Genomic DNA, 23,435 nt, shown 5'->3' on the forward strand with positions numbered 1-23,435 from the left:
AAATTTTTAAAGCGGTTGTTGTTGGGTTGCGATGAAGTGGAAGGAGCTTGTTCTTGTTAAAGACCACCCAATGAAACGGGTGTACATAGAGAAGGTCGTGGTAAACATAGGGGTGGGCACCGGCGGCGAGAGACTTGAGAAGGCGGCTAATTTGCTGAGGGAGCTAACGGGGGCGGAGCCCTCGCTGAGGAGGGCCAAGCGCTCGATTAAGGACTTTGGCATTAGGAAGGGGGAGCCCATCGGCGTGGCAGTTACGCTGAGGAGAGACAAGGCCGTGGAGTTCCTCATGCGCGCCCTCCAGGCCGTGGGCAATAGGATAAAGCGCAGCAGCTTCGACGAGAGGGGCAACGTGTGTTTTGGCATAAAGGAGCACATAATGTTGCCGGGCGTGAAGTACGACCCGGCCGTGGGCATATGGGGCATGGACGTGTGCGTCCGCCTGGCGAAGCCGGGGCTGAGGGTGCAGCTTAGAAGGCGGAGGAGGAGCAAGGTTGGGAAGGGGCAACTGGTGACTAGGGAGGAGGCGGTGGAGTTTTTCCAAAAGGTGCTGGGGGTCCAGGTCGACTAGTGGCTAAGTGGACTGCAGAGGAGCTGGTATCCTTCGTGGCCAAGGTCTTGTACGAAGTTGTTCAAAACGAGCTCACCCTGGACTACGCCTTTCAAAAAGTCAAGAGGCGTTGGAGGGCGCTGGAGAGCTTCAAGGTCTTCTACGACGCCTCCTTTGACGCAGTTAGGCACTATTACTTCTTGAGGTTCGCCGCGTCGAAGCTCTTTGGCTCAAGCGGTGCGAAGGCCGCGGCAAAGGCGTGGTTCTTGTACAGGGCAGACTCTCTGCTCTACAACAAAGAGCTAGTGGCCAGGTACAGGAAGCGGCTGCTCAAGAGGGCCTTGGCCAAGCCGGAGGACGTGGAGAAGGCCCTCGAAGAGCTGAGGGGCGACCCAGCGCGCTACCTCTCGGTGAAGTACAGCTACCACCCGGCGATAGTGGAGACGCTCCTCAGATACCTCCCCCTGGGCGAGGTGGAGAGGCTGTTGGAGGCGGGCAACACCACGTGGATGTGGCTGAGGATAAACACCTTCAAAGTGGACGTGGACAAGGGACTTAAGCTACTGGAGCAGGAGGCAGAGGTGGAACCCCACCCCCACATACCCTTCATGGTGCTTGTGAAAAAGGCCAGCAAGCCCATCCAGTACCTCTCAGCGGTTAAGACCTTCGCCGCGATCCCCCAGGACCTCGCCTCAGTCTACACAGTCCTCGCCCTTGACCCAAGGCCAGGGGACTCGGTGCTCGACCTAGCGGCGGCGCCTGGGATGAAGATAAGCCTAGCCACCCAAATCGCCGAGGGGAAGCTTAAGGTAGTTGCGGCAGACGTGTCCCGAAAGAGGGTGGCCAGAATGAGGCACCTACTAAAGGCGCTAGGGGCCTACCAGTACGTAGACGTGGTACACGCAGACTCTAGAAAGCTCGCCGCCAGGCGGTTCGACAAGGCGCTTCTAGACGCGCCGTGCACCTCCAGCGGCGCCTTCACCAAAGACCCCGGCGTGAAGATATACCCAAGGGTAGAGAGGGCCCGCCAATACTCCCAGCTACAGCTCCAACTGCTCACGCGCGCACTACAGCTGGCAGAGGAGGTGGTATACGCCGTCTGCTCCATTCTGCCAGAGGAGGGGGAAGAGGTGGTGTCCAAGGCCGGCGCCAGAGCAGAGAAGCCGCTGGCCGAGCTAGCCCCATCCTACTGGGGGGACATAGGCGGCAGAACCTTCCCCCACATCCACAGAAGCGAGGCATTCTTCATCTCGCGGCTCAGGCCGTGACCACGGAGGCCCCCAGGTACCTCAGATAGGCCTCCACCTCTTCGTACACGTCGTCGAAGACAAAGGCCAAGTGGTTCCCGAGCCCCGCCTTGTAGACCGCGGCGGGGGACCCCTTGGTCACTCTCACCGCTATCTGCGTCGCACACGCCTCTACCCTCTCCGCCTCGGCGGTGATGCCCCCAAGGAGGAGGGCCCGCCTCAAGTCGCGGGACACTCTGAGCAGAGTCACCGGCCTCCCCGGCTCCACCTCTGCCCTAATCGCGGCGGGGGCCTTGGTGGCTAGGCGGGGGACAATGGAGTAGGCCTTGGCCATGGACGGGGGCAAGCCGTCGTGCGTAAGGAGGAGGAGCTCGCCCCGCGCCGCGTTGACGTTGCTAATCCACGCCGGCTTCCCAGAAATCCGCCGCAGGACGACCGCAGAGTAGAGCGCCCTGAGGTCGCCCTCACACGTGGCGGTGACCCCCCAGTCGTTCAACACGGCGAGGGAGATGCACGGAGTCCACCCCCGCTCCTCGACCCTGGGGAAGTTGAAGCACCAGCACCCCAGCGTAAGCCCGTCCACCCCCCGCGCCGCCTCACGCAGGGCCTTGGCGTAGGCCAGCACCCGCTCCAGCTCGCCGGGCCCGTACGCGCTCTCCCGCGCCGACTCCACCAAGCGCCGCGCCTCCTCGGCCGCCTGCATGGAGAGGGAGCGGCGGTACACCTCCCCCTCGTCTACGCGCACGTCGGGCTTCCCCGCCAAGTCCGACGCCACGAGCCAGGGGTTAGGCTCCCCCACCAGCATGAGCCGCGGCGGCTTGTCCAACAGGCGCGCCACTTCCACAAGCCTACGCACCCGCTCTGCCGGGGGCTCCGCGCCCGGCCCCTCGAGCGCCACAACCTCCGCAAAGGCGCCCCGCTCTCTGAGAGCCGCCGCGGCCTCTAGGGCAGAGGGGAGGGAGTTGTAGTGAGGCCACGCCAAAAGCACGTTGAACCGCCCCGCCTGGCTCAAGATCTCAGGCTCGGCGCCCCCAGTCAAAACCACGATAAAGACCACCTCCTCCACCCTGGGGAGAAGGCCCTCGTAAAGCCTCAGATACTCCTCCCGAATCTCGGCACCCACATTCGGCGCCGCGGCCACTCTAACAACCACAGACAAGAAGCGAAGCAACTACTTAAACCTTCCCCCCGCGAGAAAACTATCAACGAAAACTATTTCGACAACTTCTAAAGTAAAAAAAATACTGGCAAAAAGATGCTACCATGCGCGGAAGGATCAAATGGGTGGCGGTGCTTGTAGTATTGTTAGTGATGGTCGCCTTCTTAGGCCTCAGAGACTACTACAGCACGGCGCCAGGGGTCACAGAAACATCAACCGCAGATGCACAAGCTCAACAAGCCGCGCAGAGTCAGACGACAGGCAGAATATACGTCGAGCAAGCCGGTGAGAGTTTGGCGACCGCTACCGCGCCTGGTGGAAGAAAAGGTAATGCCACCCTGACGCTCTACATAGAGGACGACGCCGGACCCCTCGATGGCCTCGTCTTCATCCTCCCCGCGGCGCCTGAAGACGACTCTCTGCCAGACAAGCTGGAACCGGTGGCGGTGGCGAAAGGGCGTGCAGAGGCGCCCAGCCACGTGGAGAGGCTCCTTGAGAAGTGGAACGCAGACAAATACCCCAAGGTGGGCATAACGGTGGTGGTAGTAAACGGCACAGACATAGCCACGGCACCTGCGGAGGTGGACTTAAAAGCCTACAAAAAGGCCAAGGAAAGAGGAGAGAAATACGAAGTAAAGGCCAAAGTAAGGGGCAAAGTGAAGCGAGATAGAGGAGACAGGGGAATGCACTTTGCCGCATGCCCAGAGGCCGTCATGGTGAAAGAGGACGAATACCAAACCGACTTTATGCCAACGCCACTATTCCGAGTCAGAAACCTAGCTGGAGTCTATGGAATGTTTCAGATAGGACTGGCAGTAAACTATGAGAAGAGGTTTTCCTACGGACTCGCAATTCAAGAGGATATAAAAGACTTATTCAATGTCGGCGTTAAGATAGAGGGCTTATCATACGCGCTTGGCGCGATGTATTGGGGCAATAAGTTTACTGGCATTCCGGTCTCAGGCGGTAAAATGATCTACATTTTGACAAAGGGGAAGTATGAGGTGTATAGGATTGACTACTACGCGGGAGATGTCCGCGGATGCCTCATTATAGACCAGGACTGGCTCTACAGAGTCTACCCCACGGCAGTACAAACCTCTGGTAATGAGATAATAATGGGCGACGCCTACATGACAGATGCAGATATTCAGATACCAGGGACGACGACAATCTTTTACAAGAGATACACTGGCACTGGTTCGCCTAATGATAGCCCCATCTATGAAATACAGGTACCCCATCTGGCTGGATGGTTCTATCAGGAGTGCCCTGGTATGTTAGACCGTGTTGAGGTCGGCGCGGGTGTTGACTTGGGTAAGCTGATATTGCGGAAGGCGGCTCAAGCTGGGAAAGTGGTTGCCGAGAGGTTTGCCAAAGTCATTGAACTCGTCGGCGTTGATGTTGCCTGGACTTCTGGAACTAACTTTTTTGTAGTGTTGGGCGGGTTGCGGTTTGACGCCCCCTCTGGCAAGCAGTTTGACTTGTACTTCTATACTACGCAGTACAAGGTGGAGATTCCTTGGTGCGGCCAAGTAGATCTGCCGTTTCTCTACGCGGAGTTTAGGTAGTCTAACGTACCCTTTTTTTAGCTACCCTTTTTTCAGCCTCTCTATGCCTGGGGGCGCGACGCCTCTGCGTTGGACTAGTGCTACTTCGCCGCTGTGGGGTAGGCCTATGACGGCCACCTGCCCGTAGAGGCCTCCTAGGTCGTATACGTCGCCTGGCTTTGCCCCTGGCACTGGGATTAGCCTCACACCTAGGGTCTTGTCGAGGTGGACTGCTAGGGCCATGACGTCTGCTATCAGTGCGGCTACGGTGTCTCGCGGGGTTTCGGCGGGTATTCCCACCATGTCCACGCCGGTGTTGCACACCGCCGCCATGGCCTTGAGGAGGTCGAAGGTTATGTGCCCCTCGGCCGCGGCCTTTGACATGACGGCGTCTTCGCTCACTGGGATAAAGGCGCCGGATAGGCCTCCCACGGTGGAGGTGGCCATGGCGCCCCCCTTCTTGACCGCGTCTACGAAGAGTGCTAGGGCGAAAACCGTGCCGGGGGACCCGACCCGGGGGAGGCCCATGGCCTCGAGGATGGCGGCCACGGAGTCTCCCACCTTGGGGGAGGGTGCGACGCTTAGGTCCACGGCCCCGAACTCTACCCCCAGCTCCTTGGCCACCTCTCTGCCCACCAGCTCCCCGAGGCGCGTTATCTTGAAGGCGGCCCTCTTGATGGCGTCGTGGAGCGTGCGCACGTCTGCGTTTGGCATATTCCGCACCACCGCCTCGATGACCCCCGGCCCGCTCACCGCTATGTTCACCACCGCGTCTGGGAGGCCGAGGCCGTGGTAGGCAAGCGGCATGAAGGGGACGTCCTCGGGGGCGTTGGCGGCGACGGCGAATCTCGCGGCGGCGTGGGGCTTTAGGCTGAGCACCACGTCGGCCGAGGCCCTCACAGCGTCTAAGTTCACCCCAGTGTAGGTGGAGGCCACGTTGAGAAACCCCGCCAGCCTAGTGGTGGAGTTGAGGACATCCGGAAGCGCCTCGATGAGGGCCCTGTCGCCCCTGGAGGCGCCGGCGTGTATAAATCCCGAGAAGCCGCCCACCATGTCCACGCCGTATTTCACTGCCAGCTCCTCGAGGCGCCGGGCGGCCTCCAGAGCCGCCTCGGCCTTCCCCGAGGGCTCTAGGAGGATGGACATGGGCGACACCGCCAGCCTCACGGTCACAATCCTGACGCCCAGCCTAGAGGCCACCTTCTCCACGGCCGGCCTAAGCCTCTTCAAGTAGGGCAGGAGGACCTCCTCCAGCGCGTCGGCCAGCTCCGCGGCGCTGGGCCTGGCGGCTGGGACCGTGTTTACGCTGAGGGTGACCGCGCGTATGTCCAACTCTCTGAAGAGCACCATCTCGAGGACTTCGCCTATCTCCGAGGGGTCGAACCTCATATCCTCTGCATGTAGCGAAACACGTCGATGTGGTGTACCGCCACCATGACGCCCAGCCGCCTCCCCTCCTCCTCCAGCTCTCTCCTAAGCGCGGCGATGTCCACATCCGCCTTAGACACGTCGACGATCATGACCATGGAGAATATGTCCTTTACAACGGTTTGAGATATGTCCACGATGTTCGCGTTGTGCTTGGCCAGCACGGAGGCTATGCCGGCCACTATGCCCACTCTGTCTGCGCCGAGGACGCTCACTACCACGTAGTCGCCCATGGCTAAAAGTCGCCCGTATTTAAAATGTGCTCAAGAGAGGTTTCAAAACTTGGCGAAGGCATCTATTTATGGATGGGCGAATTTTCTCATATGAAAATCGCCGTGTTGGTAAAGACGGCGCTGGACACAGGCCAGCTCAGGGTGAGAGACACCGTCGTAGTGGAGGAGACGCCGCTTAAGATAAGCGACATTGACAGAAACGCGGTTGAGGAGGCGGTGAAGCTCAAGGGGCAGGGCCAGGCCTACGGGGTCACGGTGTTGAAGTGGGGGCCGCTACAGAAGAGAGTGCAGGAGGCTGAGAACGTCCTAAGAGAGGCCTTGGCCATGGGCCTCGACGAGGCGTACCTAGTGGCAGACGAGGCCCTCCTCAACGCCAGCCACGTGGCCACGGCCAAGGCGATAGCCGCCGTGGTGAAAAAGGTTGGGGCAGACCTCGTGTTGGCGGGCGAGGCCACCGTTGACAACTACACTGGGCAAATCCCCGCGAGAGTGGCGGCGGAGCTGGGGTGGCCGGTGATCACATACGCCAGAGAGCTTAAGGTGGAGGGCGGCAAAGTGGTGGCCAAGAGGGACTTAGAAGACCGGGTGGAGGTGGTGGAGGCGCCCCTCCCCGCGGTGGTCTCTGTGACTAGGGAGATAAACCAGCCCAGGATACCCACGCTTCTAGCCATTAGGGCGGCCATGAAGAAGCCTGTGCACAAGCTGACGCTCGGCGACTTGGGTATTTCCCTAGACGTGAAGGCCAAGGCGTCGTACAAGCCCGTGGTAATTCAGCGCAAGAAGGTCATCATCAAGGACGGCACGCCCGAGGAAAAGGCGGAGAAGCTTATACAGTACCTGAGGCAGGAGGGGGTGGTATGAAGGCGCTAGTCGTTTTCCCGAACAAGGAGTTGCTCTACGCTGCCTCTACGCTGGGCGAGGTGGGCGCCCTAGTCTTCAGCGACGCGGAGGCGGCCGCAGTGTCTGGAAAGGCAAGCAAGGTGTACGTGGCCGCTGTGGACCCACGCGTGCCAGAGCTTGTGGCCGAGGCGGCGGCGAAGGCGGCGGGCGGCTACGACGTAGTGCTGTTGCCCTCCACCAAGAACGCCAAGACCGTGGGCGGCCTGTTGGCCCAGCGGCTGGGGGCCGAGTTTTTGACCGACGTCCTGTCGCTGAAGGCGGAGGGGGGCGTGGTGAAGGCTGAGCGCTACGTGTTTGGAAACAAGGCGGTGGCCGCCGTAGAGTCGCCGACGCCGGTGGTTGTGTCAATAGCGCCGGGCAGATTCCAAGGCGAGCCGCCAGCCGTGCAGAGCTCCGTGGAGAAGATACAGGTAGACGCAGCGCCGAAGACGAGGGTTGTGGCAGTGGAGGAGAAGGCAAAGGGCGCCGTGAGGCTTGAGGAGGCCGAAATCATAGTATCCGTGGGAAGGGGCTTTAAGAAGAAGGAAGATATACAAATGGCCTTTGAGCTTGCCAAGATACTCGGCGGCCAAGTGGGCTGTTCACGCCCAATAGCGGCCGACCTCAAGTGGCTGCCAGAAGAGCACTGGGTCGGCCTCTCTGGGAAGAAGGTTAAGCCGAAGCTCTACCTAGCGATAGGCATATCTGGCCAGCCCCAGCACATCGCCGGCATTTTAGACAGCAGGATTATAGCCGCCATAAACAGCGACCCCGCGGCCCCCATCTTCCAATACGCCGACTACGGAGTGGTAGAAGACCTCTACAAAATCGTGCCGATACTTATAAACAAGCTGTCTAAGCTAAAATCGGCCTAAATCAAAACCTGCAATTTTACCTCCTCCTCCCTCGCCCCGTTTTTGTCTATTACCACTAGGTCTATCCCGCCGCCTGAGACTGGGTCCCGCTCCAGCGCCGCCTTGAGTGCTTGGACGGCGAGCTTCTTTGCGTCTTGGAGCGACATGTCTGGCTTATACGAGGCGTCTATTATGGCAATCGCGAGCTTCGCCCCGGTGCCCAACGCCGCGTAGTTGTCCTCGATGAGGCTGCCCAGGGGGTCCATGACGATGAGGTGGGGCCCCTCGTCGTCTATGCCGCCGACGAGCACCTCGGCGAAGAACGGCATAAACCGCCTAGAGAACATCACCACAGACAGCAACTTGGCCATGGCATGCACCGAGGGCTTCCTCTTCATCTCAAGCTCATACGCCTTTGCGTTTAATTTGAGGATCTTGGCCAGCGTCTGCATGTCGGCGATGATGCCCGCCGACGCTATGGCCAGCCTGTCGTTTACAATGAACACCTTCTTCCCCGCCGTGCTAAGCGTATAGAATCCGTAGGAGACCCTTTTCTCCGCGGCGAGCACTACGCCCTCCTTAGTCTTTATGCCCACCGCTGTGGCGCCTATAGACACCTCCTCTCCCATGGCCTACGCCACGTGCCCCATTTTTAAATATATCGCGGCACAACATTTTTGACCCACGGCAATACTGGAGGCGTGATTCGCATTGACGGATCGTACGGGGAGGGAGGCGGCCAAATTCTCCGGACTGCCATTGCACTGTCGGCACTTTTGGGAGTCCCGGTTGAGGTCTTCAATATTAGGGCGAAGCGGGCCAACCCAGGCCTACAGCCCCAGCACCTCACCGGCGTAAACGCCGCGGCTCTGTTGACAGACGCCGAGCTGGAGGGGGCGGCCAAGGGGTCCACTAGGCTGGTGTTTAAGCCCAAGACTATTAAGTGCGGCGGCTTTCAGATCGACATCGGCACGGCGGGTAGCATCTCGCTGGTTATTCAGACGTTGACTCCCATTGCCCTCTTCGCACCGTGCCCCGTGAGGCTGAGCATCACGGGGGGCACCGACGTGGCGTGGGCGCCGCCCATAGACTACATGAGGTTCGTCTTTGCGCCAGTGGTGGGGAGATTTGGCGGCCGGGTTAAGATCGAGGTGTTGAGGCGGGGGCACTACCCCAAGGGCGGCGGGCGCGTGGAGGTGGAGGTGGCGCCCGTGGACGTGCTAAAGCCCGTCGACGCGGTGGACTTTGGGAAAGTGTTGAAGATCCGCGGTATTTCGCATGCCGTCAATCTCCCGGCCCACGTGGCGGAGAGGCAGGCAAGGGCCGCGGCCGAGGCCTTGGCCAAGGAGGGGTACGCCGCCGACATCTCCACCGAGGTGAGAAACGACGGGCTGGGCCCCGGCTCTGGGGTCGTCCTGTGGGCCGAGTCAGACGTGGGCAACGTGGTGGGGGGAGACGCCCTGGGCGAGAGGGGGAAGCCCGCGGAGGCCGTGGGGAGGGAGGCCGCCGAGAAGTTGCTCACGGCGCTTAAGTCGGGCGCCTCTGTGGACTCCCACATGGCCGACATGGCCGTGGTGTATATGGCCCTCGCAGAGGGCGTCAGCCGCATCACTACGCCGGAGCTCACCCTGCACCTCCAGACGAATATGTACATAGTGGAGCGCTTTCTCCCAGTCAAGTTTAGAGTGGAGAAGCTTGGCCAACGCCACTTGATCGAGGTCAACGGCGTGGGCCGCCGGCGCTAGGCCCTCCTCCGAATCTCCCGCAGCTTCTCCAAGGCCAGCGGGACGTAGTACTTGTTCAACACGTAGTCCACCACCTCCCTTGTTCCGTGGCAGTTTAGCGTAGAGATGTGGGCCACTGGGTTGAACAACTCCCTGGCCTTCTCTAGCTCCTCCTGCGTGGCTATGTCCACCTTGTTTACCACAGCGACTGTGGGGGCCTCAAAGCTCGTCTTAATCTCGTCGTAGAGCCTCTTCTGCATTTCTAAGCTGTAGCCGCTGTGGGGGGTGGGGTCCACGAGGAAGAGGATCACGTTGGCCAAGTGGCGCAGGGCGAGCACGGCCTGCCGCTCAATGGCGTTGCGCTCGGCCAGCGGCCTGTCTAAGAGGCCCGGCGTGTCGACAATCTGGACCTTGTCCCCCTTTAGGATGATGTGGCCCAGGTGGATCTGCTTAGTTGTGAAGGGGTACTCAGCCACCTCGGGCTCCGCGGTGGACACGCACCTCACGAAGCTACTCTTCCCCACGTTGGGCGCCCCCGCGACGGCGATTGTGAAGAGCGTGGGGTCCACCGACGGTAGCTTTCTAAGGTAGATCACGACTTCTCTGAGCTTGTCGAGCTCCGGCGCCAAGTCCCTCAGTAGGTCTATAACTCTGGCTTGGTACATCTTCCTCGCCTTGTAGAGCTGGCTCTTGTCCGCCGCCGTCCTCACGGCCGTGATAGCCTCCTTGGCTATGGCTTTTATGGCGATGTGGGCGTTGCCCACCTTAGCCACCGCGTGTTTATACACCTGCGCGCCGTATACCACGTCTATGAGCTCTCTGTAGAAGGGGTGCAACTTGTCGAGAAAGGGCATTCTAAGCGCCATGTCCCTAAGAGTCGAGGCGAGAAGCTTGCCCGAGGTCACTATCCGCCTAATCTCCAGCCTCTTCTGTTTCACAAAGGCGGGCTCAGCCGTGGAGCCCCTAGCCTCCTCTCGGGCATAGGCGGTGAGAAACATAGAGATGAGCTCGTCGGCGGTGTATATGTAGGGCAACTTGGCCTTATCCACGACCTCGAAAGACACGAGGCGGATTGGGCACCGCTATATAAACGTATTTAAAAGCCCTTTCCATGCGGTGAACTTCGGTAAGAAGATGTGTCTCAACTACCTCGACCCCGGCGTTCCAAATCCCTTGACCGCTACTTTACGCCCTCCCTTATAGGCTGGCATGTGTTATCACTCTATCTTACGCCTAACAGCCCTAGATTGGCGTTGGTAAGGTAGATGTATAGTACGCCGTTTTTGTCGTACTTTACCTCAATTCCCCTGTCCAATGGCTTGCGAACTTCAACACTTCTACTCTTTGTTTAAACGTCGTTGGGGTTTATTGCCGAAGTCGCTTTGCTGCGGCCGTGTACCACACCACGAATACTACCGTGGCGATTATGATGAGAGGCGCCGTGGTCAAGAGGTAGTACGAATACCCCATTAAGCTTATAAGGACGCCGGCAATCAGCGGAGCGGGGATCGAGGTTAAAGACTGGAGCGCCTCTATCGACGAGAATACAGTGAGAGTCTCTGCATCGCCCTTGGAGAAACCTCTTACAAATTTCTGAAAATTCGGGATGTAAAGCGACGGCGATAGACTAAAGGCTAGTATGGCAACTCCAACAAGCGCGATTTTACCAACGTCGCTAGGCGCGTAGTATCCAAGCGAAAGAGACAAGTACCCCAAAGCTATAACGACGCTGGACAGCGCTATGAAGTGCACAGGCTTGTTCACCCTATCCGCCACCGCGCCCATAATGGGCGCGAGAATTAGAAACCCAGCTTCAATTGCCGCAGTTGCTATGCCAGCGGGCAGAGGGCCCCCGAGAAGGTCCCAGAGGACGATCACCGAGTACACCGCCACGCCAGTTTCAAAGAAGGAGGTAACAACATCGTAGACAATTACGGGGTTAGAGACTATGGCCCGCAGTCTGCGGAGAGAGTCTCTTAAGCTACCAGCGACTTCTCCGGGACAACAATGTTGACCAGGGATCTATTGAACGGCCTTAAACCCATATACAAGCCCGCAAACAGCGCCACAAATACGACGAGTTCAAGCGTCCCCCTAACGACAGTGAACAACGGAAAGAGGACGGCCATGAGCACCGTCATGAGGGGCATCAGCAGGAACGACCTTGGCCCCGCCCTCAGAGACAGCGCAGTAGCCAGAGCCACGACAACAAACGTCACCGCTTTCTCAAGCGAGTACGCCACCCCAATGACCTCTTCGCCAACTCCCCTCTCCCTCAACAACGCCGGCAAAAAACTAGAGAAGCCCTTGTAACTATAAAGTCATAAGAGCCATGTACATGAGGAGGGCTACTACCACGCCCACTGCCACCAAAGGGAATTATGAACGTATTTAAAAAGCCAGTAGTCTATGCCGTGGTCATAGCCCTGTTGACCGACTTCGGGACCAAGGACTACTTCGTGGCGGCGATGAAGGGGGTCATCCTCTCCATAAACCCCAACGCCGTGGTAGTAGACATAACCCACGAGGTGCCGCCGCAGGACGTGTGGACGGGGGCCTTCGTGCTCAAGTCCGTGTACAAGTGGTTTCCCCGAGGCACAATCTTCGTGGCAGTGGTGGACCCAGGCGTGGGAACCGAGAGGGCGCCCCTCCTGCTCCAGACAAGGAACTACTTCTTCGTAGGCCCAGACAACGGCGTACTCTCCCTAGCCGCCCAAGAGGACGGGGTAGTGGCGGCGTACCGCATTGAGGCGAGGCTCCCCAGGGTCTCTAGGACCTTCCACGGACGGGACGTGTTTGCCCCAGCGGCGGCCTACCTGTCGCTGGGCATTAGCCCCTCCATGCTGGGAGCGCCCATGGGCCAATGGAAGAGGCTAGAGGCGCCCCGCGCAGAGTACAGAGAAGGCGCGCTTTACGCCCACACGATCTACGTGGACAGATTTGGCAACGTCTACACCTCGGCCACCGAGGAGGACGTCAGACAGCTGGCGTCCCCCGGCGACGTCCTCTGCGTAGAGGGGCCGGCCACGATCAGGGCTCGGTACGTGGAGGCCTACGGCTACGCCTCGCCCGGGGAGACGGTGGCCCTGATAAACAGCGAGGGGTACCTAGAGCTGGCCATCTCCATGGGAAACGCCGCGGCCACCTACGGCCTAAAGCCGGGGCAAGCGATAAAAATACGGAGGTGTTGACGCACGTGATGACCTAGCGCCGCCGCACTGAGACGTGAGGACGGCCATCCTATCTGACCTTTGAAAACGCCCAGTAGTCCTTAGACAAGTTGTAGAGGTCGTAGGTGTAGGCTCCAGACCCGTGGTGGGCCACTGGCGTACGTGGAGTATTCATTGAAGCCCAGGCGGGCCTCTCTGCCCCAGAGAAAAGCTCTGTCGAGTTTAAATGTTTTCCAGCTAACAGTACCGAGTGCGGGAAGGGTAAAGAGAAGCCCCCTCCCAGCACGCCGGTTTCCCGGGCCCTCGCGGAGCCCAGTACTCCCGAGCGCGGCGCCGGCCTTAACTTCCGGGTTCTGATGAGACCGGGTGTAGCACCGGCGCCTATGGCCGGGTTAGGGGCAGTACCCCTAATTGCTCTAGTTTATAAACTTTTCTGGCCGGGGGTGGTGCTCGGCGTCGTCGCGGTCTGCCTTTTCAGTGTTCCACAGACGTTGTCGTAGAGTTCGCCTAGGTGTTCTGAGAACGGCTGTAGGAGGGCGCAGATGAGGTGGGCCGCCGTCTTGTCGTCTGGTATGTCCGTTAAAAGGCCCTCTGGGTCTGGCCCGTTGTACTGGTAGCGGTGTAGTTGGAGGGCTATGGCCGTGTTTTTCACCACCTCAACGCCGGCGAATTTGGCCAACTCGGCGGCGATCTTGAACATGACAGAGGTGGGGGCTAGGGCTATTACCACGTCCACATCCTCCACCTCCTCTTCCCCTGCCCTTATCTTGCGGGAGCCGGGGTAGATGGGCTTTAGCTTGTCTCTGTGCTCGGCGGCTAAGGCGCCTAGGTAGGCCTTCCACGCCTGAAAGGCCTTGCCGGCGGCGTTGCGGACGAGACCATCTTCCAAAAACTCTAGAGAAAGCCTAGCCTCCACGAGGGCCTCCCTGAGCCTGGCCTGTCTATAGGACTCAATGTCTTTCCAGGTCTTGGTAGGAAACACGTAGTGTTGCGCGGCAGGGGAATATAACTTTTCAGCGGGGCTTGGCTGTTGGCTATGGCGCGTTGGCTACTTTTACCGTGTCTATGAACTGGACTTTCATTTCTACGTTCCACGCCGTGGAGGGGGCTCCCCTTTGTATGGAGAACTTTCCTTCGGCCGCCAATACGCCGTCGCAGTACACATAGACGTAGTAGTCTGTGGCGGGGGCTTGGCTGATTGAGACGGAGCCGTCGGAGTCTGTTGGGGAGAAGATGTACAGCCACCTGCCCCTCGTCGCGGCGTCTACCACCTTGGCCACACAGCCGGCCACGGGCTTCCCCGCGCCGTCTCTGATGGCTACTGTCACTGGGTATACCCACGTCCGGATTCCCCACTGGGGTGACCCCAGCTCGATCGTGTCGCGGGTTACCGCGCTGTCGTAGATCCACACGACGTTGCCCCCGAGGACTTCGTACAGCGAGGCGAATCCCCAGGCCACGCGGAGCGTGTAGCCGGGGCCCCAGGGCAGTGGGTAGAGCAGGCGCCCCGAGGTTATGTAGGAGAGGCCCACCACCGCGCCTCTTCCATCGTACACGACTGCGGTGCCTTCGGAGAGGGGCCTGCCGTTCCAGTCGAGCACCATGGCCCAAGTCGCCGATGCGAGGAGGAGGACGGCGGCGAGGAGCCTCACGCCTTTCTTTGCGCGTGTATTTAAATTCATGACGCTTGAGTCGTGTGAGAGTGGTGCTCTTCGGCGGGCTTGGCTTTATAGGTGCCAATGTGGTTGAGGCGTTGGCCGGCGAGGAGCTCTACGTGGCGCACCGCCCCTCTTCTCCGTCTAAGAGGCCTCTCATTGCCCAGTTCGTCTCTCGATACGCCCAGCTCGTGGAGTACAGAGACCCAGCCGCCGTGATTGAGCGCGTGAGGCCCGACGTTGTGGTAAACTTGGTGGGGGAGTACTTCGGTGGGGTTGAAGAGCTTAGGGAGGCGAACGCGGAGTTTCCCAAGAGGCTGTGCGACGCCGCGAGGCGCGTGGGGTGGAGGGGGAAGGTGGTCCACTTCTCCGCGGCCACCGTGAGGGGGCCCGTGGGGGAGGTCATTGAGGAGGAGAGGCCCCACCTCTCTGGGATACGCCCAGTATCCCCCTTTGACCAGTTCAAGGCGGAGGGGGAGGCCGTGGTGGCCAACTGCTTCGACGACTGGGTCATTGTCAGGCCTACGCTGGTCTACGGGAGGTTCAACGACCACCCAGAGTGGGTCACTTTGACGAGGCTGGTCTCCAGAGGCATTGCGCCTGCCATATCGGCGGGGGTGTCCTCTATCTCTGCCAGAGAGTTGGCCAAGGCGGTCAAGCGCTCTCTCCACTTGTCGAGGGAGTACTTCTTTGCCACGGAGTGTCAGCCGAGGCCCCTCGCCGAGTTTGTAGACGCCATTGCCACGGCCCTGGGGAAGAGGGCTGTGAAAATCCCGGTGCCGGCCGCCCTCCTAAAGGTCGCCGCGCCAAGGGAGCTGAGGCCCCACCTGCCCTTCCTCGGCAAGAGGTTCAGTTGCGAGAAGATGAGGAGTCTCCTGGGCTTTGTCCCCGCGCCGGACTTCCAGCGGGAGGTGGCTGAAATGGTGCACTACATCGTGGGCGGGGGCCCCGGTGGGACATGATCGAGGTGGTGGCGTTTTTGCCCGTGGAATTCGGCGTGTGTAGGACATGCGACGAGATTGCCAACGTGTTCAAGATTAGGCTTAGGGAGTCGTTGGAGTTGCCGGACGACGCGGCGAGGCTTCTAGCGGCCTTGGCCAAGCTGGGCCCCGTCCCCGTGAGGGTCACGGCGCCGACCACGTTGAGGGGGCTTTGGCTAATGGTGAAGTACCGCACCGGCAAAATTCCGCTGGTCATCGTCAACGGCAGGTTAATTCACAGCGGGCCCGTGGACGACGTGGAGGGGCTAGTTGAGCGGATAGCGGCGGCGCTACGTGGCCCCTAGCAGAGACCTCAGCCTGCAGACTGTGCACACCTCCCCGCTGGTGGGCTCGCCGCAGATTTTGCACTTCTTCACCGGCTCCTCTTCGGCCGGGCGGAACTTCGTGTTGAAGTCCACGACGCCGCGCATGAGCTTGAGGTCGAAGTCTGGGTCCCTCCTCCTGGCGGCCCGTAGCATCTCTACCACCTCGGCGTGCGCCGCGCCGCAGAGGCCGTATTCGCAACACACCTCGTTGACGGGGAGGCCCTTCGACTTGCAGTACGCCTCGTTTTCCTCCGGCCTTGCAAATATGAGGGGCCTAATCTTGGTGAGAAGCAGGCCCCGGCCCTCTACCTTGGGCAAAATTTTGAAGTTCCACTGGTGGTTCTGCCCGGCCAAGTTCTTGAAGTAGTAGGCCAAGAAGTCGTACATGTGGTGGCCCGTGGCCACCTTGGTGGCGCCGAGCTCCCTGGGCACCTTGTTCATTATGTAGCGCTTCACTGCGCCGCACACTGAGCATATCGGCCTCCCGCTGGCCTTAGAGGCGGCGAGTATGTCCAAGTAGTCCTTGGCGTAGGCCACGTGGAGCTCGACGCCCAGGGCCTCCGCCTGCCTCTTCACGATCTCCTCCAGCTTGGGGGAGTAGCCAAAGCCGAGGTTTATGTGGAGGGCCTTCACCTCGGCGTCTACTCTATACTCCTCGACGTACTCCCTTAGAAGCGACAACGCGGCGCAGCTGTCCTTCCCGCCCGACACCGCAACGTAGATCACGTCCCCCATTTCCACAAGCCTATACCGGCGGATAGTCTCAAAGACCCGCCGCCGGTACGACCCCAAGTCAACCCCCTGCTTAGTCACAGCGATGCGGATTTGCACAAGCACGGGGCCGTCTTCGATAAAAATACTTTGCTCACTTATCTACTATGGACCCTGGCATCCGCAGGGGGCTTTGGGGCAGCGTCGTGGCGGCCGTTTTGATAGAGGCCGTGTTGATCCTCTCCCAGGCCTACGGCATTTTCCACGCCGCGCCTCTGGCCCTCATGTCGGCGCTTGTGGCCGTGGCGGTGTACGTCTACTTCAACTTCACCAAGGCGCTGAGGAGCGCCGCCTTTACGGCTCTCGGCCCCCCGGTGATAGGCACAGCCGCAGTGGGAGTGGCGCTTATGTGGACCGGCGCCGGCGTGGGGGCGGCCCTAGTGGCCTTGGCGTACCTCGGGGAGCCTGTGATGGGCTACTTCGTGTACAAGAGGCTGAGGGAAATAAACGCCGCGTGGGCAACGCTCTTCCTCGCCTCAGCAGCCGCCTACGCCTACACCTTGCCCACGGTGCTCCTCGGCTACTGGCAGATACCCGCGGCCGCCGACGCGATAAAGCTCGCCGCCCTCATCTACTTCCTCAGGCGCTAGGGCCTCGCCGCCTGTAGTTGTCTAACCTTTTCTATGTGCTTTGCGAGAGCCTCGGCGCTTGGCTCCACGTCTGGCAGAGCTCCCCGCAGGTATTCGTCGTATGCGGCTAGGTCTAGGAGGCCGTGGCCCGACATGTTGAAGAGTATTGTGATTGGCCTCCCCTCCCTCTTCGCGGCTAGGGCAAGCTCCACGGCGGCCTTCACCGCGTGGGCAGACTCAGGCGCGGGAACCACGCCCTCGGTTCTGGCGAAGAGCACCGCCGCCTCGAAGACCTCCCTCTGGCCGTACGCCACGGCGCCTACCTCCCCCTCTGCCACCAGGAGGGAGAGCGTTGGGGCACACCCGTGGTATCTAAGGCCCCCGGCGTGTATGGGAGGCGGCTTGTAGTCGTGGCCTATGGTGAACATCTTGATCAACGGGGTCAAGCCCGCCGTGTCGCCGAAGTCGTAGAGGTACTCCCCCTTGGTCAACGTGGGCACGGCCTTGGGCTCCACGGCGAGGAACTTCACATCCTTCTCCGCCTTGCCCACCTTCTTCTCGTAGTAGAAAGGCCAGAAGAGGCCGGAGAAGGAGCTCCCACCGCCGCAGGCCCCCACCACGTAGTCCGGGTAGTCGTCGAACTGCCTAATCTGCTCCAGGGCCTCGAGGCCTATCACCGTCTGGTGTATCAGGACGTGGTTTAAGACGGAGCCTAGGACGTACTTTGCGCCGTTTTTGACCGCATCCTCCACGGCCTCGGATATGGCTATGCCCAGAGACCCTGGGTGGTTGGGGTCCTCTGAGAGGAACCTACGGCCGGCCTCGGTCCTGTCGCTGGGGCTCGGCACCACCTCGGCCCCCCAGAGCTCCATCAACACCCGCCTATACGGCTTCTGCAAATACGAGGCTCTGACCATGTAGACTGTGGCCTTTACGCCGAAGAGAGACGCGGCGAAGGCGACGGAGGAGCCCCACTGCCCGGCCCCAGTCTCCGTAGTCACTCTCCCCACGCCCTCCCTTGAGACGTAGTAGAGCTGGGCCACCGCCGTGTTGGGCTTGTGGGAGCCCGGCGGCGAGACGCCCTCGAACTTGTAGTAAATGCGCGCGGGGGTCTTCAAGGCCTCTTCAAGCCTCCTGGCCCTCACCAGAGGGGTGGGCCTCCATATCAGGTACACGTCTCTGACCTCCCGCGGTATCGATATCCACCTCTCCTGCGAAAACTCCTGCCTAACCAACTCCCTGGCGAAGAGCATCTCGAAGTCCTTGGGCGCAACCGGCTCCCCATTCGGCTTTAGGTACGGAGGAAGCGGCTTGGGGAGGTCGGGCACTATGTTGTACCACCGAGTGGGGACCATCCACTCCTCCGTCGACGACCTACGCATGGCCGCTAGATGCATAAGGTATAAATACGTTGGCTCAGTGGACTCTATGAGCTTTAGGAAGACGCTCCTCGAGAGAATAGCCTCGTACATCCCCGGCTACGCTGGGTACAAAAAGAAGGAGGTCAGGCGGGAAACCGACGCCCTGGTGAGGAGGCACGTCGCCTCTATTCTGGCCCAAGCCGCCCAGTCCCTCGTCCTCTCGCCCGCAGATGCGCGGCTAGTGGCCGCAAACCCCGAGGCGAGGTACCTCTGGGACTCCGTAAAGGCGGCGCTGGACAGAGTGACCCAGAGGATAGACAAGGCCCCCCACGGCTACTCCGGCTTCTTCGACTTAGTCAAGGTAGACGAGGCGGCCCTCGAGGAAGTGTACCGGCACGACCTCGCCTTGGTGGAATACGCCAAGAAGATCGCCGACGCCGCCGCCGCTGTCAAGTCGCTGAGGCCTGGGAGCGAGGAGTGGGCCAAGGCGCTGAGAGAGCTGTTGTCCCTCGTAGAGGCCCTCGACGCCGAGGTGGACAAGAGGGCCGCAATCCTAAAGGGCATAAGGGAGCCGCCCCAGCTTAAGTAGAGGCCATGCCGCAGGTCATCCAGTGGGTCAACCCCAGGGAGGGGGACATCATCTGGCGGTACCCCGTGGATAGAATTGAGTGGGGGGCCCAGCTCATAGTCGAGGAGTGGCAGGCGGCGGTCTTCATGCGCGACGGCAAGGTGTACGACGTCTTTCGCGCGGGGCGCCACACGTTGACCACTCTCAACCTGCCCCTCCTAACCCAGGCGTTGAGCAGAGTGGCTGGGTTCGACAAATCGCCTTTCACAGCCACAGTGATATTCGTCTCCCTAAAGCAACACCAGCTCCCGTTCGGAGGCCGGGGGCAGACCGCCGAGCTGGCCCCCATACAGTTCTACGGCACGGCGTGGTTTAGAGTGGCAGACCCAGCCCTCTTCGTCACCCAAGTGGTAGGCGGGCAGAACGTCTACACCACCGAGGACCTGCAGAAGTTCTTGAGGGGCTACTTCAACGAGCTCCTCATGGCCGAGCTCTCCAAGCAGTCCATCTTCACAATATACGCCAACCTGGAACAAGCCAGCTTTGTGGCAAAGGCGGCCATAGACCCCCACTTCCGCCGCATAGGCCTAGAGCTCATCGACCTGAAATTTGAAGGACTCGACGTCACAGACCCCGTGTGGAGAGACCGGCTGTTCTACATAAGAGCCACCGGCGTAAACCCAGCCGAGTACCTGCGCATGGAGACTGTCCAAAAAGCCGCCGCAGAGCTCGGCAAAAGCCCAGGCGCCGCCGCGGGCACAGGCATAGTCCTCATACCGCCCCTCCTATGGCCACAACAGACGGCCCAACAACCCGCAACCGCACAACCGGCGCCCCAGGCCACCCCACAGCAACAACCGCAAGTAGCCGTATCACAGGGCCAACAACAACAGGGCATTGTCTGCCCCCAGTGTGGATATGTAAACCCCCCTGGGGCTAAGTTCTGTATAAACTGCGGCTATATGCTGGGGAAGAAGTGCCCCCAGTGCGGCTACGTAAATCCGCCAGATGCCAAGTTCTGCGCTAACTGCGGCACGAGACTGACTTAGCTAGTTACGATAAGAGGTGGTACGACGGTGCTACGTGCAAAACCAGTCAGTCCCACCCCTATGGCGGTTCTCCCCTCACAGTGTCGTCCAACCACTGCGTCTATTGGCGCAATGCATACCTCTATAGCGACCAGCGGCATGGGTCTAGGCCCTGTGCTCTATGCCGATTAGAGGTGCATTCGCCATGCGGAGTACTCTAATAGTGATACTACTGGCGTGGCTGGCCTTAGCCAAAGGCATAGGCGTTGTAATCTACGAAGTAGAAATAAGCGGTGAGCTTGCAGAAGACATCTATGGGCGAGGCGTCGAAGTAGTGGGCGTCGGACCGCTACCCCTCTTCGTGGCGCCTGCCGGCGAAGACTATGCGGTTTTTGCGTTCACTGGCAACGTCACCCGCGTCAAATTCTTCAACATGTCTAGAGCCTACGTCGTAGTTCCCCGCGGCCCTCCGCCCGAGACGCCGGGCGACTTCTACCTAGAAACTCCCCAAGGAAGGTACCCCCTCCGCTTCCGAAGCGGGGGGCCAGTGCTGGCCATCGTCGACTCGCTGGAGAGCCTTGAAAAAGTGCTCGCAGAGATGGGCTATGTGCCGCAAAGGGGCGGCAGGGCGAGGCTAGTAGGGGGAAGCCAGCAAGGCCGGCAACCCGAGCCCCTGCCAGAGCCTCTGGCCGCTTCGGTGGGTAGCACTGTGTACCCACTAGGGGGCGTCTACTTTAGAAATGTCAACGCAAAAGTGGGCGTAGTGGAGGTACAGCCGCACGGAGACATCCAAGTTTGTTCGAACGTGAGAAACGTGGCGTATGTGGGGTTAGACGTAAATCAGCTCCTCTTAGGTTACGTCGCAGTGAACGGCACAGTGCAAGGCAACATAGTTGTACAAATCTACAAGGTCAACTCTGATGGAACATGTAGCAAGATAGGCGAGGAGAAGTACCCCCTCTATGCTGTTAGGTCGATGTACTACACTGTGGCCGGCGTAAACCCTACCTCGTCGCAAAACACGCAGATAGGCGTGAAAGTAATCTTGAACATTACGTCTGTAAGCGGCTCGCCTGTGGTGAAGGTGCAGGGAATGGCTGAGTACATTAGAACGGTGCATCACGGCTTTGAGGTGTCCGACTACTCTGTAGAGGTCGCGTGGGGCGACTTCGCCGGTAGCCGAAGTCCCATATACGTAGGGGCCAGGGTCTCAAGCATTTTGCTAGGCCCCTACATGATGCCTGACGGCGTGTTGCAAGACGGGACAAGATCTCTAAGCGTTGTAATTGAGGCCGACCCCGTAAACGGAGCTTGCCAGACTCTGTACTGGAGGCTTTACATAAACGGCTACAGCTACGAATACGGCTCGTCCACAGGAGTCCAGCTCTCGGGAACGTGTAGATACAGCGTGCAAATCTCCGGCGGATTTCCACTGCTTGCGGTTAGACACGCCAAGACTCTGACAGAGGATCTCATGTATCAACTGAGGATCTCGTACAACGACGGAAGCGCGCCCTTTGTTAGATACTACTGGCTCAATCCCCACACCCCACTGAGAGGGTCTAGGTGGGCCGAGGTGTGGAAATCAACGCCGAATAGTCAAGGCAAAATACCTGAAATATGGCAAGAGCCACACCTCCTCACCCAGTTGCAGTTGCTGGGAATGTACGGCGGCTGGGGCGGCTCCGACGCGACTAGCAAGCTACGGGTACACGGCCTTGTGAGTATTTTTGCAGACAGTCTTTCGCGGGGGCCGGCCATTGTCATGTATGTAACGGGAAGGGTGCTCCAGCCCTCCGGCGCCACATCGCCCGTGGGCTACTGGGAGGTGCGCCTCAGGTTCCCAATCCCAGTCTCAACTGGGGCCCCTATCTACGCAGCCTACGTGGGAGATTCGAGGTTTGAAGAGCTTAGCCCGCCTCAGTGGGTGTGGATAGCCAAGATGCTTAAAAAGGCGGTAGACTTCCTAGTGGGAGCCCTGCAGTTAGACAGGTTCAAGACACTTATACACTCGGTGTTCTCCTACGCCGTGGGCCAGCTCCTAGAGTCGGCAGGCCCCCGCGCCGATGCCGCAAATGTAGATCCCTACACCTTGAAGCTGTACTACAACGCCGGGTGGGCCAACGACAAGCCGTGGGATACCGTGCTCTACTGGGCCCTCTTTAACTCCGACAAATTTACCACATTTACAGTTACATACGTCAAGGTATATCCCATCGAAGCCACGCCAAACATAAACTTAAACCTTAGGCCTTCAAATGCTGAGCGATATTATCCTGAGGTGGATCACAGTTTTGTAAAACTGTGGGCCTTCAAGAGACTCACCGGGGCCGAGGCGATCTACATATGGCTGAGCTAGTCTACAAACTCCTCCTTTTTTCAGCCATCTGTCTCGCCTCTTTACTCGCCTTCGTAGTCCCTTGGGGGACGCTGGTGCCCTCGCTTTTCGGCCTACTTCTCTTCCTCTGGTCTGCCCTATTTGCCTCCTTCTTAGGTGCAAAGGGGCGCCACTACGTCTACCTACTACTTCTCTATACGCCTTTCTTCGCCGCGCCGCTTTACACGGCGGCCATGGCAGTGTCGCCTCTCTCCTTTCTAGCCGCCGTGATAGCCTTTTTCTACCTGGCGTATAAACGTTTCGGAATACTCCTCGGCGTGGCCTATGTGATTCTAGTGGCCATGCTCGGCGGAGTGTATCTCTACCTCATCGACTTAGCAACAGGTGGGCTAGTCGAGAGAGCCACAAAGGAGGGCTTAATGCCAGACGCCATGTGGACTGTGCCCGCCTTCTTCATACCCGCCGCCGTGGCGACGGTCTTGGCGCACATCTCAGCCGCATTTATCTACAGAGCCGCGGGAATTAAGCCCAGAGAGGAGTGACCTCGTTACAACGTATGTTTAGGGCAAGCTCTTGCAAAAGGAGCCCCGTCTGTTAGCGCCTGCGGGGCATGGGACAGTGCCAGAGTGTCGATAGTTAACTTATTTTAGAGTCAAACATTAATCCCCATGGGTGCTGGGGAGGTCGCCGCCGCAGTGGCAACGCTGGCGGTGGGAATTTACTTAATTTTGGCATCTCTAGGCACAGTGCCCCTGGCCGTGAATTTCCTGCTCGGGCTAGCCGCGGCCACCTTCGGCGTGTCCTACGCCGTAGTAGGTAGGACGAGGGAAGCGGCCTTTTGGGGAGGGCTCTTGCTAATTGTTGGCGTAGCCCTCATCTACGGCGGCGGTGCGTCGCCCCTCCTCGTAGTCGGCGTAGTGCTGGTCTTCGCCTCGCTGGTTGCCCTGCTAAGTCTCCTGCGCAAGTAAACACACTGGCCACAGCAGACACACAATCCAACTTCAAACGAGTAGTCAAACAGTGGTCAAGTCTTACATAGGGAGTACTA

The 23,435-nt window shown here is 59.6% G+C and carries 26 protein-coding genes and 1 rRNA gene; 15 read left to right on the top strand and 12 right to left on the bottom strand.

The annotated features are described in order from the left end of the window. Positions 1-31 precede the first annotated feature (31 nt). Positions 32-568 (top strand): 50S ribosomal protein L5, encoded by a 537-nt coding sequence (locus PCAL_RS10585; RefSeq protein ID WP_011850673.1) that lies wholly within the window; start codon positions 32-34, stop codon positions 566-568. Continuing rightward, positions 568-1,815 carry an RsmB/NOP family class I SAM-dependent RNA methyltransferase gene (locus tag PCAL_RS10590; RefSeq protein WP_011850674.1) on the top strand — a complete coding sequence of 416 codons (1,248 nt, stop codon included), beginning with the start codon at positions 568-570 and terminating at the stop codon, positions 1,813-1,815. Before PCAL_RS10585 ends, PCAL_RS10590 begins: the two co-directional genes overlap by 1 nt. On the opposite strand, the gene PCAL_RS10595 is transcribed toward PCAL_RS10590, so the two are convergent. Next, positions 1,805-2,947 carry a fucose isomerase gene (locus PCAL_RS10595; protein WP_193322710.1) on the bottom strand — a complete coding sequence of 381 codons (1,143 nt, stop codon included), beginning with the start codon at positions 2,945-2,947 and terminating at the stop codon, positions 1,805-1,807. The two genes, PCAL_RS10590 and PCAL_RS10595, sit on opposite strands and share 11 nt — an antisense overlap. Positions 2,948-3,057: 110 nt before the next feature. Here PCAL_RS10595 and PCAL_RS10600 point away from each other — a divergent pair, with 110 nt between their 5' ends. Beyond that, on the top strand, positions 3,058-4,524 hold the full coding sequence (locus tag PCAL_RS10600) for a hypothetical protein (RefSeq protein WP_193322711.1): 1,467 nt from the start codon (positions 3,058-3,060) through the stop codon (positions 4,522-4,524). Positions 4,525-4,545: 21 nt separating this feature from the next. Here PCAL_RS10600 and PCAL_RS10605 read toward each other — a convergent pair whose 3' ends face one another. Together PCAL_RS10605 and PCAL_RS10610 are read right to left on the bottom strand one after the other, a co-directional pair. Then, entirely contained in the window at positions 4,546-5,892 is a 1,347-nt protein-coding gene (locus PCAL_RS10605; RefSeq protein ID WP_011850677.1) for a PFL family protein, read from the bottom strand. Further along, positions 5,889-6,164 (bottom strand): ACT domain-containing protein, encoded by a 276-nt coding sequence (locus PCAL_RS10610; protein WP_011850678.1) that lies wholly within the window; start codon positions 6,162-6,164, stop codon positions 5,889-5,891. Before PCAL_RS10610 ends, PCAL_RS10605 begins: the two co-directional genes overlap by 4 nt. Before the next feature lie 90 nt (positions 6,165-6,254). Here PCAL_RS10610 and PCAL_RS10615 point away from each other — a divergent pair, with 90 nt between their 5' ends. Together PCAL_RS10615 and PCAL_RS10620 are read left to right on the top strand one after the other, a co-directional pair. Then, the gene (locus tag PCAL_RS10615; protein ID WP_193322712.1) at positions 6,255-7,025 is read left to right on the top strand and encodes an electron transfer flavoprotein subunit beta/FixA family protein; all 771 of its coding nucleotides are present in this window, start codon (positions 6,255-6,257) and stop codon (positions 7,023-7,025) included. Further along, positions 7,022-7,918 carry an electron transfer flavoprotein subunit alpha/FixB family protein gene (locus tag PCAL_RS10620; RefSeq protein ID WP_011850680.1) on the top strand — a complete coding sequence of 299 codons (897 nt, stop codon included), beginning with the start codon at positions 7,022-7,024 and terminating at the stop codon, positions 7,916-7,918. The genes PCAL_RS10615 and PCAL_RS10620 overlap by 4 nt, the downstream gene beginning before the upstream one ends. Here the strand turns inward: PCAL_RS10620 and psmB are convergent. Further along, entirely contained in the window at positions 7,915-8,526 is a 612-nt protein-coding gene (gene psmB, locus PCAL_RS10625; RefSeq protein WP_011850681.1) for an archaeal proteasome endopeptidase complex subunit beta, read from the bottom strand. The two genes, PCAL_RS10620 and psmB, sit on opposite strands and share 4 nt — an antisense overlap. Positions 8,527-8,598: 72 nt before the next feature. Between psmB and rtcA the strand changes: the two genes are divergently transcribed. Beyond that, complete coding sequence (gene rtcA / locus PCAL_RS10630; RefSeq protein ID WP_011850682.1) at positions 8,599-9,642, top strand: RNA 3'-terminal phosphate cyclase; 1,044 nt, start codon at positions 8,599-8,601, stop codon at positions 9,640-9,642. Here rtcA and PCAL_RS10635 read toward each other — a convergent pair. The 3 genes from PCAL_RS10635 to PCAL_RS10645 form a co-directional block, all read right to left on the bottom strand. Then, complete coding sequence (locus PCAL_RS10635) at positions 9,639-10,685, bottom strand: NOG1 family protein (RefSeq protein WP_011850683.1); 1,047 nt, start codon at positions 10,683-10,685, stop codon at positions 9,639-9,641. The genes rtcA and PCAL_RS10635 overlap by 4 nt on opposite strands. Positions 10,686-10,986: 301 nt before the next feature. Beyond that, positions 10,987-11,514, bottom strand: coding sequence for an MFS transporter (locus PCAL_RS10640; RefSeq protein WP_193322713.1), 528 nt, complete (start codon positions 11,512-11,514; stop codon positions 10,987-10,989). 83 nt (positions 11,515-11,597) lie between these two features. Then, positions 11,598-11,912 carry a hypothetical protein gene (locus tag PCAL_RS10645; RefSeq protein WP_011850685.1) on the bottom strand — a complete coding sequence of 105 codons (315 nt, stop codon included), beginning with the start codon at positions 11,910-11,912 and terminating at the stop codon, positions 11,598-11,600. A gap of 123 nt (positions 11,913-12,035) precedes the next feature. On the opposite strand from PCAL_RS10645, the gene PCAL_RS10650 reads away from it, so the two are divergent. Continuing rightward, entirely contained in the window at positions 12,036-12,812 is a 777-nt protein-coding gene (locus PCAL_RS10650; RefSeq protein ID WP_193322714.1) for an SAM hydrolase/SAM-dependent halogenase family protein, read from the top strand. A 253-nt stretch (positions 12,813-13,065) separates the two neighbouring features. On the opposite strand, the gene rrf is transcribed toward PCAL_RS10650, so the two are convergent. From rrf to PCAL_RS10665, 3 genes are all read right to left on the bottom strand, one after another. After that, a 5S ribosomal RNA gene (gene rrf / locus PCAL_RS10655) occupies positions 13,066-13,186 on the bottom strand. 26 nt (positions 13,187-13,212) lie between these two features. Further along, a complete protein-coding gene (locus PCAL_RS10660) occupies positions 13,213-13,773 on the bottom strand; it encodes a PaREP1 family protein (protein ID WP_011850687.1) in 561 nt (186 codons plus the stop codon). Positions 13,774-13,825: 52 nt separating this feature from the next. Then, positions 13,826-14,443: a hypothetical protein gene (locus tag PCAL_RS10665; RefSeq protein WP_226951957.1), complete on the bottom strand. Its 618-nt coding sequence runs from the start codon at positions 14,441-14,443 to the stop codon at positions 13,826-13,828. 44 nt (positions 14,444-14,487) lie between these two features. Here PCAL_RS10665 and PCAL_RS10670 point away from each other — a divergent pair, with 44 nt between their 5' ends. Then, positions 14,488-15,408: an NAD-dependent epimerase/dehydratase family protein gene (locus PCAL_RS10670; protein ID WP_011850689.1), complete on the top strand. Its 921-nt coding sequence runs from the start codon at positions 14,488-14,490 to the stop codon at positions 15,406-15,408. Beyond that, positions 15,405-15,731 (top strand): hypothetical protein, encoded by a 327-nt coding sequence (locus PCAL_RS10675; RefSeq protein ID WP_011850690.1) that lies wholly within the window; start codon positions 15,405-15,407, stop codon positions 15,729-15,731. Before PCAL_RS10670 ends, PCAL_RS10675 begins: the two co-directional genes overlap by 4 nt. Here PCAL_RS10675 and PCAL_RS10680 read toward each other — a convergent pair. Further along, positions 15,717-16,583 (bottom strand): tRNA 2-thiocytidine biosynthesis TtcA family protein, encoded by an 867-nt coding sequence (locus tag PCAL_RS10680; protein WP_226951958.1) that lies wholly within the window; start codon positions 16,581-16,583, stop codon positions 15,717-15,719. The two genes, PCAL_RS10675 and PCAL_RS10680, sit on opposite strands and share 15 nt — an antisense overlap. Positions 16,584-16,630: 47 nt before the next feature. Here PCAL_RS10680 and PCAL_RS10685 point away from each other — a divergent pair, with 47 nt between their 5' ends. Then, positions 16,631-17,113: a hypothetical protein gene (locus PCAL_RS10685; RefSeq protein ID WP_011850692.1), complete on the top strand. Its 483-nt coding sequence runs from the start codon at positions 16,631-16,633 to the stop codon at positions 17,111-17,113. Here PCAL_RS10685 and PCAL_RS10690 read toward each other — a convergent pair. Then, positions 17,110-18,474 carry a TrpB-like pyridoxal phosphate-dependent enzyme gene (locus tag PCAL_RS10690; protein ID WP_011850693.1) on the bottom strand — a complete coding sequence of 455 codons (1,365 nt, stop codon included), beginning with the start codon at positions 18,472-18,474 and terminating at the stop codon, positions 17,110-17,112. The two genes, PCAL_RS10685 and PCAL_RS10690, sit on opposite strands and share 4 nt — an antisense overlap. Positions 18,475-18,520: 46 nt before the next feature. Here PCAL_RS10690 and PCAL_RS10695 point away from each other — a divergent pair, with 46 nt between their 5' ends. The 5 genes from PCAL_RS10695 to PCAL_RS10715 all read left to right on the top strand — a co-directional run bounded on the left by PCAL_RS10695 (position 18,521) and on the right by PCAL_RS10715 (position 23,355). Next, positions 18,521-19,042, top strand: coding sequence for a hypothetical protein (locus tag PCAL_RS10695; RefSeq protein ID WP_011850694.1), 522 nt, complete (start codon positions 18,521-18,523; stop codon positions 19,040-19,042). A 5-nt stretch (positions 19,043-19,047) separates the two neighbouring features. After that, on the top strand, positions 19,048-20,070 hold the full coding sequence (locus PCAL_RS10700) for an SPFH domain-containing protein (protein WP_011850695.1): 1,023 nt from the start codon (positions 19,048-19,050) through the stop codon (positions 20,068-20,070). A 160-nt stretch (positions 20,071-20,230) separates the two neighbouring features. Then, positions 20,231-22,408: a hypothetical protein gene (locus tag PCAL_RS10705; RefSeq protein ID WP_226951959.1), complete on the top strand. Its 2,178-nt coding sequence runs from the start codon at positions 20,231-20,233 to the stop codon at positions 22,406-22,408. Then, positions 22,396-22,929, top strand: coding sequence for a hypothetical protein (locus tag PCAL_RS10710; protein ID WP_011850697.1), 534 nt, complete (start codon positions 22,396-22,398; stop codon positions 22,927-22,929). Before PCAL_RS10705 ends, PCAL_RS10710 begins: the two co-directional genes overlap by 13 nt. 126 nt (positions 22,930-23,055) lie before the next feature. Next, positions 23,056-23,355: a hypothetical protein gene (locus PCAL_RS10715; protein ID WP_011850698.1), complete on the top strand. Its 300-nt coding sequence runs from the start codon at positions 23,056-23,058 to the stop codon at positions 23,353-23,355. The last annotated feature ends 80 nt before the right edge of the window (positions 23,356-23,435 follow it).

The organism is Pyrobaculum calidifontis JCM 11548 (assembly GCF_000015805.1).
In the GTDB taxonomy this organism is placed as follows: Archaea; Thermoproteota; Thermoprotei; order Thermoproteales; family Thermoproteaceae; genus Pyrobaculum; species Pyrobaculum calidifontis.